At 40.6% G+C, this 13,434-nt stretch carries 10 protein-coding genes; 2 read left to right on the forward strand and 8 right to left on the reverse strand.

The window, feature by feature from the left end:
- Positions 1 to 45 precede the first annotated feature (45 nt).
- Positions 46 to 1,803, reverse strand: coding sequence for a sensor histidine kinase (locus L1028_RS25460; protein WP_234540749.1), 1,758 nt, complete (start codon positions 1,801 to 1,803; stop codon positions 46 to 48).
- Positions 1,800 to 2,555 (reverse strand): response regulator transcription factor, encoded by a 756-nt coding sequence (locus tag L1028_RS25465; protein ID WP_234540750.1) that lies wholly within the window; start codon positions 2,553 to 2,555, stop codon positions 1,800 to 1,802. Before L1028_RS25465 ends, L1028_RS25460 begins: the two co-directional genes overlap by 4 nt.
- A 194-nt stretch (positions 2,556 to 2,749) precedes the next feature.
- On the opposite strand from L1028_RS25465, the gene L1028_RS25470 reads away from it, so the two are divergent.
- Together L1028_RS25470 and L1028_RS25475 are read left to right on the forward strand one after the other, a co-directional pair.
- Positions 2,750 to 3,781, forward strand: a complete 1,032-nt coding sequence (locus tag L1028_RS25470; RefSeq protein WP_234540751.1) for a M23 family metallopeptidase — start codon at positions 2,750 to 2,752, stop codon at positions 3,779 to 3,781.
- A 163-nt stretch (positions 3,782 to 3,944) separates the two neighbouring features.
- On the forward strand, positions 3,945 to 4,838 hold the full coding sequence (locus tag L1028_RS25475) for a deoxyribonuclease IV (RefSeq protein ID WP_234540752.1): 894 nt from the start codon (positions 3,945 to 3,947) through the stop codon (positions 4,836 to 4,838).
- Positions 4,839 to 4,949: 111 nt separating this feature from the next.
- On the opposite strand, the gene L1028_RS25480 is transcribed toward L1028_RS25475, so the two are convergent.
- The 6 genes from L1028_RS25480 to L1028_RS25505 form a co-directional block, all read right to left on the reverse strand.
- On the reverse strand, positions 4,950 to 5,273 hold the full coding sequence (locus L1028_RS25480) for a coiled-coil domain-containing protein (protein WP_234540753.1): 324 nt from the start codon (positions 5,271 to 5,273) through the stop codon (positions 4,950 to 4,952).
- A gap of 100 nt (positions 5,274 to 5,373) precedes the next feature.
- The gene (locus tag L1028_RS25485) at positions 5,374 to 6,594 is read right to left on the reverse strand and encodes a GNAT family N-acetyltransferase (protein WP_234540755.1); all 1,221 of its coding nucleotides are present in this window, start codon (positions 6,592 to 6,594) and stop codon (positions 5,374 to 5,376) included.
- Positions 6,595 to 6,707: 113 nt separating this feature from the next.
- The gene (gene nhaC, locus L1028_RS25490) at positions 6,708 to 8,096 is read right to left on the reverse strand and encodes a Na+/H+ antiporter NhaC (protein ID WP_234540756.1); all 1,389 of its coding nucleotides are present in this window, start codon (positions 8,094 to 8,096) and stop codon (positions 6,708 to 6,710) included.
- A 233-nt stretch (positions 8,097 to 8,329) separates the two neighbouring features.
- Positions 8,330 to 10,846 (reverse strand): hypothetical protein, encoded by a 2,517-nt coding sequence (locus L1028_RS25495; protein WP_234540757.1) that lies wholly within the window; start codon positions 10,844 to 10,846, stop codon positions 8,330 to 8,332.
- A gap of 37 nt (positions 10,847 to 10,883) precedes the next feature.
- Positions 10,884 to 12,221, reverse strand: coding sequence for an ABC transporter substrate-binding protein (locus L1028_RS25500; RefSeq protein WP_341482582.1), 1,338 nt, complete (start codon positions 12,219 to 12,221; stop codon positions 10,884 to 10,886).
- 35 nt (positions 12,222 to 12,256) lie between these two features.
- Positions 12,257 to 13,417 carry an efflux RND transporter periplasmic adaptor subunit gene (locus L1028_RS25505; protein WP_234540758.1) on the reverse strand — a complete coding sequence of 387 codons (1,161 nt, stop codon included), beginning with the start codon at positions 13,415 to 13,417 and terminating at the stop codon, positions 12,257 to 12,259.
- Positions 13,418 to 13,434: the final 17 nt, after the last annotated feature.

Raw genomic sequence — 13,434 nt, forward strand, 5'->3', positions numbered from 1 at the left:
CTCACGGTATCCGGTTGGAATACAGCGAGGGCTTGAATGAAGATATCAGCTCCATATTAACTTAATAACCGTTCCCTTACCTACGTGACTCTCGACAGTAATCTGGCCCCCCATACATTCGATCAGTCCTTTAGAAATCGCCATGCCGAGCCCAGAACCGTTGGAGGTAGACGATGTATCCGTTCCTCGATAATATCGTTCAAATAGCCGAATCATTGTTTCTTCATCCATTCCATCGCCGTCATCAGCAAATTGAATGATAATTCCGGTCTCCCTATCTTTATGAATAAGCGACACGGTCAACTTCGTATCCGGTGGGTTGTGGAGCAGCGCATTCGCAGTTAAATTGTTGACAACCCTCTCTAGCCATGGCGTATACAATTGAGCTCTAACTTCGGTTTGTGCAGGTAGAAATACTATTCGCTGCTTCCCATAGGCAGGATTGGCAGCAGCTTGTTCGAGAGCTTGTTGCAGCCAAGTGTTCAATTCAACTTCCATCGTCTCAGGTGGTTTAATTCCTGACTTTAGACGATAGGTCATTGCAAGATCACTGATCAGCATGTCCATATGGGCCGATTTATCTAACATAGTCGTTGTAAACTTACGGACTTCCTCTTTCGACCAATCGTATTTTGGTTCTGCCAGTAAATGAGCATATCCTGTGATAGAAGATAATGGGGTTTTCAAATCATGAGTAACACCGGCGATCCATTCTTCGCGTAAGCTCTCCGTCTCCTCCCGAATGACTTGATCTCTCTTTAAGGTTGCCGATAATTTCTCAATTGAAACCATCACATCAGCAAAAACACGGTACCTTCTCCTCCATTTCAAGGCGTGTGTTCGACTGCGACGAAGTCCTTTACGATCCGTTGGCTCTGTATAAATGGCATTTCCGATGGAATCGAGCCACACGAGCATATGCAGCATTGGCGCACCAAAACGATGCGCTTGCCATAAGGAGAGCAACACAAACGCGATCAATAAAGCGATAAGCATGGCAAATGAACCGATGATCACGACTTTAACTTCTTCTGGTACCCACATTTTTTTGCCTGGATCTGTCCCTTTGATATTGGGTTCTCCCACAATCCAAGTACGACCTGACTCCTTATCAAAAGAAGAAAGAACATGATACCCATATCGTTCACTGTACATGGTACGAAGTACAAGCTCTTGAACGGAGTACTGAGTGGGTATCATATTAGGTCTGTTATAAGAAAGCACTTCATTGCCTGATGAATCTATAAGTTGAACAAAAGCTTGGGCCGATTTAATTTCTTTTTCAAGTTCATCAGGAAGTACTGGCTCCCCTTTCGCAACAGCGAATGTCCCCTCACTCTCACTCACTTTCTTTAGTAGTGGACCTAATACATTAGGCGCACCATACACCAGTGCGAGCTGTTTACCATCCTTTTCTTGAATCCATAGTGCCAGATTATAAGGAAACGGCTGAGTGCCCGTCCAATAAGCAACTACTTCGCCAGGACCATATTGAATGGGTACATCTTTAGGTGTATTATAGGCACTCTCAACTTGCCCATCTTCATTTAGACTTTGTAGCCAGCCTTTATTTTTCTTCACTTGCTCCAATAAACTCGGAGAAAAATGTATGCCATCCTCATCAATCTTAGATGATTCTACCAATTGTTCAAGACCCACATTGGCAAAATCACGCGTGAGACTAATATCAAGAAACCGCAGCAAAATCCAAGTAAATGTTATGGCAGAAATAGCGAGAACTACCATGCCCGTAATTGCGAGCTGAAGAACAAACTTTAACGTTAACCGGCGCTTAATATTCATGGCGCAGACAACTCTTGGCGTTCTACTTTAACCAGTTTGTACCCAAGACCTCTAACATTAACGATAAACTTCGGATCGGATGGGTCTGCTTCTATACGTTCTCTTATGCGGTGAATATGCACCATGACCGTATTATCATCACTTAAGGCTTCTTCACCCCATACCTTTTCATATAATTCACTTTTGCTGAATATTTGATTGGGATGTTTACATAAGAACAGCAGCAATTGGAATACAAGTGCCGGACAAGAGACCGACTCACCCTCAACCAGCAGCTCCCCTGCTGTCTCATCTAGTTTAAATCTCCCGTAATCATAAACGTTCGCAGATTTGCTGTGAACTGTCGCTGTGATCTTATCAGTACCTGATGGAGCAGGTGAACTTAAGTATCGCCGCAACTGAGCTCTTATTCGAGCGACAACTTCAAGTGGATTAAAGGGTTTAGTGATATAATCATCTCCACCTATAGCAAATCCGGTCAGCTTATCAAAATCAGAGGTTCGAGCCGTAAGAAACAGGATAGGTGCGTCCGTCGTCTGCCGGATAAAAGGACAGATTTCAATTCCACTGCGCCCTGGCAACATTACATCCAATACAATCAAATCATATTTTTTGGCTTCGCAGGCGCTTATCGCTTCTTCACCCGTCACCGTAGTATCAATATTCAAATAACCTTCCTTGCGTAGCACAGTCTCCATAATCTCCAAAAGCGATTGTTCATCATCTACAAGTAAAATCGATGCTTCATTCATTGTGAAATTCCCTTTCCAAATAGCCCTTGTTTTTATCATCATAACATGATTCTTGAGGCTATTAATCGCACTTACCTTAACAGAAGCTTAATTCGTATTCGTCTACTACCCCAAAAGTTAAGATCGTATTAATAATGTGTTTCAGAAGAGCTAAGACTCATTTGCTATAATTTGGCTATTGGGAGGCGATATTATTGAAAAAAAGCTCTAAAAAAATTATCAGCATACCGGGAATGTCAGCAAAAACAGCTTTGGCAATAGGATCACTTACTTTGCTATTAACTGCTTGTGGAGGAGGAAAAGCGGATATGAATAATAATGCGGAAGTGAAGCATACATCCAGTTCAACCGCAGAATCAAACGAAACAGTATTCCTGCCAGATGATCTGCCAAATTTCCTGCTTAAAGGGTACTATAAAGAAATGCACGCCCACTTTAGTCAGCCTTTGAAAGATGAGGTTAGTGAAACTGAATTAGCTGAGACCGCTAAGGAATTCACTAAGGATATCCAGACACTGAATAAAGCTTCTGATATGCAGCTTAATGGATTTGATCGACGTACTTGGGTGAGTGATACAGGTAATAAAGGGCTTATCGGAATGTTTGATCCGGATGGAACCATTTCATTAATCCAGATTCAAGAACTGACATCATCCCCTGAAACCGACTCGACACTTAGCAAGCGTGAATACGCATTGCCTTTCGAAGGTGACTGGTTTGTATTTTGGGGCGGAGAGAATGTTCTCGTAAATTATCATTATGAAGTAGAGATCCAGCGTTACGCTTATGATTTCATCCAAGCCAATGAGAACTATTCTTATAAAGGCGATCAGCTGAAAAACAAAAGCTATTATGCCTTTGGGAAAAATATTCTCGCACCTGCAGATGGTACAATCGTATCGATTGTGAACGATATTAAAGATAATGAGCCCGTCGGTGTGATGAATCCAAACCAGGCAACAGGCAATAACGTGGTCATCGATCACGGTGGTGAATACAGCCATCTAGCGCATTTACAAAAAGGTTCAATTACAGTTAAGCCAGGCGATAAAGTCAAAAAAGGCGATATCATTGGACTGACAGGTAATTCAGGCAACACTAGTGAGCCCCATTTACATTTCCAGATTTCTGACGGAGTGGATTTATTCAACTCTCGTTCAATCCCTGTTAGGTGGGAGAATGGATTGAATCCGATCCAAGGCGAGACGATTACCGCTACTGAATAGCGATCATTTTTAGTTGATAAGGTTGTCTCCCCGAGGAGATATTCGGACGAGACAACCTATACCAAAGCTTAAATACATACAAATAGGTCGATTTACAAATATTAATAGGCCTATAGTGACTAAATACTGATCTCTTCTCTAAAGAAAGGAAGTGTTAAACCAGATGACTTTACTCCTAGGGTCACATGTATCCATGACTGGACCAAAGATGCTCCTTCGAGCTAGTGAAGAGGCAGCATCTTATGGAGCGACCACCTTCCTAATATATACCGGAGCTCCTCATAATACTCGCCGTAAACCCATTGAAGCTTTGAATGTTAAAGCTGGACAAGCTCACATGAAAGAAAATGGCATTTCTAATATCGTTGTTCATGCTCCATTTATTATTAATTTAGGGAATACGCTATCCACTCAGGTCTTTGAACATAGTATTGAGTTTCTTCAATCAGAGATTATTAGAACGGAAGCTTTAGGCTCTACACAAATTGTCCTGCATCCCGGTTCCCATGTTGGTGCGGGTCCACAGGCCGGAATTTCTCGAATTGTAGAAGGCTTGAACGAAGTGCTATCCCAAAAACGAAATGTTCAGGTTTCATTAGAGACCATGGCGGGAAAAGGTAGTGAATGCGGAATTACATTTGAGGAATTAGCAGCGATCATTGATGGAGTTACTCATAACGAGCGCCTGTCTATTTGTCTGGACACTTGCCATATCCACGATGCTGGTTATAATGTGAAGGAAGATTTTGATGGCATATTGGATCAATTTGATCGCATAATTGGAATAGAGCGCCTAAAGGTCATTCACGTAAATGATTCAAAGAATATCATCGGCTCACGAAAAGACAGGCACGAAAATATCGGACATGGATATATCGGCCTTCAGGCGCTTCGATATGTAGTCCACCATCCACAGCTAGAAACCATTCCTAAGCTCCTAGAGACCCCCTCCATCGGTGAAAAGAAATATGTCAACCCTCCTTATAAGCATGAGATTTCATTGTTACGAGGGGAAACTGATGAGCCGATAAAACAAGCGCCCTTATATGGACGGTAAGAGTTTAAGAGAGAAATATTTGATATAAAATATAAGTGAATAACTTACTTTATTATATTTAAATAAAAACCGCAAGGAGCGCGGTTTCTATCTGTGCAAGCTATATTCAATTTATCCTTTTGCAGGATCATTTGTAACAGATGCAGTTTCGTTCACTTGGAGTTTCTTTAGCGAGTTTTTCTTTGCGGTTAATTCTATTGACAGATCAGCTTGCATACGATTTAAGGTTTTTATCTCATCATTCAGCTTTTTGATTCGCGACATTTTACTGCTCAAATCTGTGTGAGACTTGCTAAATTTCATATCCTGTTCTAATTGATTAATTTTGAATTTAGATTTTTCTTTTTTGTTCTGCGTACTCTTGATTTTGTTTTCGAGCTCGGTAATTTCTTGTTGTAATTTAGTGATCATTGGTTTAGTAAAATTAATTGCCATTCTTACACCTCATATCATATTGTGTTGCTGAGAGACTATTCTACTATAAAAAGAGCAAAAAAGCACACTCATTAGAGTATGCTTCAAAGGTTAACATATTTTAAAAATAATCAGAGAAATAAGGATGCTCTGGTCTAATCAATCCTTCCAGCAAATGAATCGTGGCTTCATCTGTCTGAATACGTCCGATGCGAGCCAAGTAGGTTGCCCGCTTATAGCCCATTAACATGGTTGTTAAGGTAGGAATATCAATCGTAAGTGAAGGATTTACTCCCCCTTCTTGCAGGGTCCCCTTCCCTTCTTTATCTACAGTTAATGAAAATGTCCCTCGATTCCATTCCAGCATCGGATCGCTTAAGTTAAAAATGAGCTCACAGTCTTTGTCCTGCCGTTTAAAAGGATACTGTTCGATAAATAAACGGACATCTACAATCCGTGCCATAAAGTATGGAGCGATCGTTTCCTTGATATCCCCATCATCTAGTATGAATGACAATGGTTCTCCTTTATAAATATCCCCTTTAACCAGCTTAATCATTGAAAAGTGCGCACTAATAAAATTCCACAAACCCGTTCGAGCCTCTTCAACAATGTATACCATCTCTTTGATATAAAAAACTTCTTCGGCGACCCAATACAACAAGTACCCCATGGGTTCATCGTTGTTATTGTAATAAATGCCCACCGTCATATCATCCAAATCCCATCGCAAATATTCTTCCCAAGCTAACTCATTACGAATCATCGCCCCATGATGCTGCACGGCAAACTGATCGTAAATCACTTTGATATCTGGATGTTCAATAGATACGCGTTCCACATTTCCTGGGACATTTCTCATTTTTGGCAACTGGGTATCCGGCACTTCAAATGATATTTTATCAGTGATGATCTCCCAGCCTTTTCTTCTATAATAAGGGATTGAATACGGATAAAGATAAGATATCGATTGTTTACGATCCCGCATTTTAGTTAAAGCATGAAGCATCAGTTTATTCATTAAACCCAAATTGGCATATTCGGGATAGGTTCCAACACCCGTTAGTCCACCCATCTCATAGATATGCCCAAAAATATTAACCTGAAATGGGTATACGGCTAACTGAGAGATGAGCTTATCTCCATCAAACCAACCTACAACATCAGCATACTTAAGAACTGGCAACTTAGCCTGAGTAATTTCACGATTCTCCCAGCCAAAGATTTGCAGATCACGATTGGTCACTTGAAATACATAACGTAATAGATTATTAAATTGTTCTGCATGCTTGGTCTCGACATTAGCTAATCTTATTCGATCCTGTAACTTACTGCGACTCACTATTATTACCTCCGATAAATTGACCACTTTTTCAGCTAAGAATACTAGCTTGTTCACATTGACTCAACGCATAGTATTCTTTATCTACGTTGAATCAATGCATTTGGTGTCCTTTATCTTGAGATTTCTTGATCTTTACCCAATGAGTTCCTTTGTAATCTAGGGATCAACGCGTAAGCAAACGTGATGAATGGACTTAACCATAAGAAAGTTGCATAAGGCGCATATTCTATAACGGGTACACCCAGAGTCACTGCGAAGAAGGCACCACTGACACCCCATGGAATCAATGGATTAACGAGAGTGCCGCAATCTTCTAACGTACGGGACAATGTCTTCGCTGGAATGCCACGGCGATTATATTCATCTTTGAACATTTGACCTGGCAAAAGAATCGAAAGATACTGTTCACCCGTCATGCCATTTACCGCAATGGATGATGCTCCGCTCATCAGAACAATGCTGCTCTTACGTTTGAGCGGTTGAATGAGTTTACGGAAAAAGGCCTCAATGACCCCGCAATGCTGAATCAAACCACCTAAGGATAAGGCAATTAAGATTAGAGATACAGACCACATCATCGATTGCATTCCTCCGCGGTTAACGATAGAAGCAACCATTTCATTCGCGATATTACTGTTATATCCGCTCTGCATTACACTAAACCAGACATCGATTTCAGTCTGCTGCTGAATCAAAGCCGTCACAAGAAGACCACTGACAATACCAACAACTAACGTAGGCAGGATCGGTATCCGCTTGATCGAACAAGCGATGACAGCTAGCGGAGATAGCAGCGTTAACCAATGAATATGGAATCCATCTTGCAACGCAAGCTTGATGTCTTTAATCGAGGATAAGTCGATCGAATTCCCCTTTGGAGCGAACAGAAAAAAGAGAGTGGTGATAACAAGCGCCGGCACCGTAGTGTATGCCATGTTACGAATGTGTGTAAACAAGGATATGCCAGCCACTGCAGGTGCAAAATTCGTTGTATCGGAAAGTGGCGACATTTTATCACCAAAACAAGCCCCACTGATAATCGCTCCAGCAGCTAGAGTTGGGGAAATTCCCGTAGTTAAGGCAATTCCCATTAAAGCAACGCCGATCGTGCTTACTGTCGTGAATGAGCTGCCGGTGAACATCGAGACGATGATCGTGACATATAATGCGCTCACCGCAAAATAATTCGGATTAATATAATCCATCCCATAGTATAAAAGCGACGGCACCGTACCGCTCATCATCCACACAGCGATCAGAATTCCAATCAGCATAAGGATAAGAATTGGCATAATGGCCGTTTGTATCCCTTGAATAATGGCTGATTCGATCTTCTTCCAAGAGAAACCAAACATTCCTAGTAAGACGGCCGTGCCTATTGTAGTTACGAGAAGCGGTAGATGCGGCTCCGCTTTCAATAGAAAGATGGATACAAATAGAAGTGCTAAAATAAAAACGATGATGATCATGCTTTTTGAGAAACTAAGCTGTCGTTCCATGAAGATAATGCTCCTTAACATTGTATTGGGTATAAAAATAATGATCGAATGCTTACACACTTTTAAGCTTTTTTGCTTTTTGGCATTGAAGCGCAGAGGTAATCTTAATGAAAAGAATGGGAACAGTCAATGTAAAGAACATACATTGAAGGAATTTCCATAAAAAGTTCATAAGTATATAAAAAAGTGCTGGCAATTATGCCAACACTTTTGACTTGATTCTATACCCTATTTTAATTGCCTGCGCTTCCACTACCATTAGGTTTTTTCGATTCAGTTGTTTTGTAAGTTATCGGGTAGGATTGACTCCCTAGCAACACCCTATGACCCTGGAATTCATCATATAAATTTATACGGAAGCTTCCTCCCCTTAATTTATTGTAAAGGTTACTATTAAATGAAGTTGTGTATGACTTATTTTTACCCATTGGCAAATCAGTCCCCATTACCAAAGTCTTCTCCATAGATTGTCCGTAAGGGTCAATCATTTCTAAGACTAACTTATGCTCATAGGCACCTGCTTCTAAATCTTCTTGTTCAGATAAGCTATAATTTACAGCTATATCTAATGTGTCCCTCTCTTCAGTAATGTAACCCACTGCATTTGCAACCGAAAGGTTGTAAGGGAATAGATCAACACTTATTAGATTATTCTGTGAGATTACTGCTGTAGGGGTAAGTGCTAATTTAACACTATTGATAAATCCTGTTGATGTCCCCCCTAGATCTGTAAGCTTACCGTCAGCAACCCCTTCTCCAATATATAGCACAAGCTGAGAGGTATCCACACCTTGGGGAAGCTTACTCCAGATGGTAACCATTTTTTTACCATTTGGGCTTGTTAGCGTTGTCGATTGGCTAACCATCGCGTTGAAAAATTGGTTATCAGGTGTTTTGTAATAAGCTACCAGCTGTACCTGTTTCGACTGGCGTGCTTCTTCGCTAATCATTTCCAGTTCCGTATAGATCAAATTAGATTTATTAGAATTATATGTGGTTGTCCGACGCTCACGGACTTCTGCTTTTTTGCCTAACGAATTCATATGATGAGATTCACCTGCAGCAATCGTATGGATCACATTATTTAGCGAGTTTGAATACATGGAGAGAAACTTCGTGACTTCATCTCCAGAGGTATCTTGTAGCACAATTTTCAGCTGATTGAAGCTATAAGAATATGGCACTTTCGCTATCACAAATATATCTTTTGTTTCATTAGGAGCTAGTGACGTTTGCGAATTTGTGGTCACGATCTGGGCTGTACTGCTCAGATCACTCATTCCTGCTTTGACTATAGCTTTTAAAGAAGGTAGCTGTACTGAGGTTAAGCCTGTGTTGCGGATGCTGATATTAGTTACAATTTGATCACCATCATCCCAAGGTAACCGCTGATAGGATCCAAGCTTCACCATGAACTTCCCGTACCTGTTCTCGACCATATACTCTTGTCCCATCAGATTATTATGTTCTAGAGCATACGGAATGTTATACAACGCAGTTGGAAAAACAACCTTGTCATCAACAGCGGGTTCCGTCCACTCCAGCTTTAACGTACCTTGATTAAGTGTTAATGGCACATCCGCACTGAGACTGACGATCTTTTCTTCAAGTGGTTTCAATATTACATTCGCAAGTGCTTTTGAATCTACCGGAATACTTAATCCTTCAGCAGCTTTAACCGTAAGCTCATATGCAGGTAGCGTGACAGGTTTATTCCCTAGATTCTTTAAGCGGAATTGAAGATTCCATTTCGCAGAGTCATTTTCCGAATACACGGAAGCACTCTTCAATTGCGTTTCAACCGTGTTATTCTTGATAGAAATCTTTTTCACAGCATAATTAGCCACAGCCAAGTCAGAAGCTGTTACTGAAGGAAGCTTAAAAGATTTAACAGGTAGTATTATTTTCAAAGTTTCATCTTCTTGTGCGAATTGCAAGATCATTTGTTCAGTCTTCATATAGGAAGGAACTTCCGTTAAATAGAAAACCGTCTTCTTCTCTTGAGACTGTACATTGAAACTTGTGTTAGCACCCTCATGCTTAAGTTCGAACACCGAACCACCCGCTGAACTCAGGTACGCCCTATAAGTAGAATTGCTTAGTGCTTTTTTACCTAAATTTGTGAAACTAACACCAACTCTCATATAGGCTTTTCCATTCCTATTAAGCCTTTGTAGACTTTCCGCTTTGATGTTTACTGGTAGATTATCCATCATGAGCTTCTTGCTCTGGCCCTGAGGAACGACAACTGAATAACTTGCTGGAATGGCGAATTCACCTAGCTTTTTCTGATAATCCCGGCTACTGAAATCCCACTTAAATAGGGTCACTTTAGTGCCGCTTAATTTTGTAGACTCGCCAATGTTCACGTAGTAGGTTACATTTTGGGTACTCTTTGGAGGGATGTTTTTTTGGGCAACATCTCTCGTGACAGGTTTGCCTTGTATGACTAATCCCCCAGTTGTAATAACCCTTGAGAAATAATCTACGTGAGCTACACTATTGGTGCTACCATTGCTATAACTAAGCGTGTATATAAGTATATTACCGTTCGATTGCTCTAAAATATCCATATCTATTAGCTTCACGTTGACATTACTTTTCAAAGCTATAGAACCAAGTTTGTCAAGAGTGAATACCGCTGCGTCTGAAACTCCAGTCGACGCTGCGTATGTGCTGTTTGCAAAAGGTTGGCTTAATAGCATTGCGCTGAGCAGAACTACAGCATATGTCTTTAGTGATTTGTGCATGAGTCCCCCTCCTTATACAAAATCCTGTTTAATACATCTATTCGTTTAGAACGATTGTTACTCGATTCTGGATCAGCTTTGCAACATCTTCCGCAGATTTTTGTCCACTGAAGAATGATGAGGACTCCTCTCCAATAATAGAAAGCACTTTAGTATCCAGTTCCGCATATTGATCTACCGTATGAATGATTTCTTTAAACATAGTAAATTCTTCATCAGAAACCTTAGCCGCTTTTCCGGTTGGAAGCTTATATGCTCCACTTTTCACCTTTTCCTGAATATCGTTTAACTTCTTATCGTTCACGGATTGGAGCAGAGAGAATCCTTCTCTATCTTGCAAGGACTGTGCTTCTTCAGATAACAAGAAGGTCATAAACTTATAAGCTTCTTCTTTCACCGGAGTATTGGCTTGTATGGCGAGCGAAGATGAAGGAATGATTCTCATACCACCAGTCTGACCTGCATGTGGCTTTTGAAGGTACACCGGATTTTCAAAGTAAGAATATGGACCATCGATAAAGTCTGTTGGTGACCATATAACGATGGAGTTAAAAAGCTGATTACCTATCTCCGCTGGCTCCGAAGTCATAACTTGTTCTTTATACATTTTCTTGACTTGTTCCAACAGCTCCACAAAATCAGGCGAGTCGAACTTCGCTTGTTTCGCTTCACTATCAACAAACAAATTATAATTATCAATAGCCATTTCTTGGAGTGTCATTTCCGCTGGGTACTCCGTTAGGGCATAAAGTTTGTTTTTAGCGTCCTTCCCAACCTGTTGTATAATTTCCTTCGATTGCTCCCCAAACTCTTTCCAAGTCCAATTCTTATCGTCAATCTTCACATTTGAGTTCTTAATCATATTTCCATCACCTATGAACGCTCTAAAAGCGAACCCGGTAGGAATGAAGTATAGACCGTCGTTCACCTTCATTGCGTCCAAAACATTCATTTCTAAATCGCTCTTATTTACCGTTTTATCTTGTTCAATATCATTCATGTTCACAAGCAACTTTTTACTCACATAATCATTGATTGAAAAGGCGCTTACATCAAAAATATCTGCACCTTTTCCGGAGAGTAGTGCTGTATTCGTTGTTTTTTTATATTCTACATAACCATTCTCCCCCCAGTCATTTCCCACTTCTTTATATGCTTTAATTTGTAGGTCGATATCCGGGTATTTCGCTTCAAACTTTTTCTCTAGCGCCTGATAGAATGCACTCGATTCTGCTAGAGATAGAGTCAAGATTGTCTTCCCCTCTTCAGTTGCCGTTTTCCCCTTATTTTCCACTTTCTCATTACCTCCGGAATTACATGCCGTTGTCATTATCAAAGCACCCATTAATAGTACAAAAATAGACCTTTTGATCATTTGATTTCCTCCTATTTTCTCGTTTATATGATTTCTTATTGCAGTCGAACTCGGTTCCCGTCTTCTAGAGGTTCACTACTTTCCAGAATAATTGAATCCTCCTCATAGAGAATATCCGATTGAATCATCGTTTCTTTCTCGTTCTTTTCACTGGAGTGAATACGAACTTTTTGAGCGACAAAGACATTGCCTAATGCCCCCCGCTGCTCGTCAACTTTATAGACAAACAAACCTTCCCGATCCTCATGAATCGCTTCATTCGAAAGGAGTAAACCCTCTTGGATGGATTGTTTCTCGAATTTGATCCGCGCCTGTTCACCCCCTTTAAGTTCTGGATCAACGATTTTGATTCTCAGGGCCTTTTGAGCAATGGTTTGTGTCTTCCCTGACTCATTACTAGCAGAGCTATCAGTACGTGACTCTGAATTCGCTACTTCTTCGATGGAGCCGCTTAGGGTACGGGCTTCTTGACCATGATTCATATCAACCTCGACCTCTATCTTTTCTCCAGCAGAAATCCCTAAACTAGACAAATGCGCGGAATCCACAATAATATCCAATCTATAACCCTGACTGCTGTTCGATACAATCACATCCGGTTCTCCCATTGAAGTTAACCCTTCGACGGCATTCAGTTTTGAAATCAGACCATCGAACGGAGAGAGTAGTTGTTTTTCGCTTGTTAGACGATTTTTTAGCCCGCTAATCTTATTTTCCTGGGCTAAGATATCTAACTTCCCTTTTTCGATATCACGTCTTGCATTTCTGATTTTGAATTCATCCTCTTCCAGCGCGGACTGGATGTACTGATCTTGCCTATTCTGTTGATCAATTTTCTGCTTTTCTAAATTTGTTATTTCATCTTTCAATTCTTGCTCAGCCGTTTTGCTCTCATAGATAATAAGCTTTTGTCCCTTTTTTACACGTTGTCCTTCTTTCACAAGAATTTGTTCGACCTTCAGTCCGGAAGTATTCGAAAGTTTAACTTCAGCAAGTGGCTGCAATATCCCACTACCTTCAATCGTAAATAAAAGATTACCCTTTGTTGGTTTTTCGGTTCTCACTTTCGGCAAGGTCAAAGATTGTATCGTATTACTGAACAATGTAAAAAACAACAATAATCCCATAAAAACCATGAAGACGACTTGAATATTTCGTTTACGTCTACGATCAGTCGGCTCTATACCTAACTCCATATCCCGTCATTCTCCTC

The organism is Paenibacillus pseudetheri (assembly GCF_924513355.1).
Classification (GTDB): Bacteria; Bacillota; Bacilli; order Paenibacillales; family Paenibacillaceae; genus Paenibacillus_AQ; species Paenibacillus_AQ pseudetheri.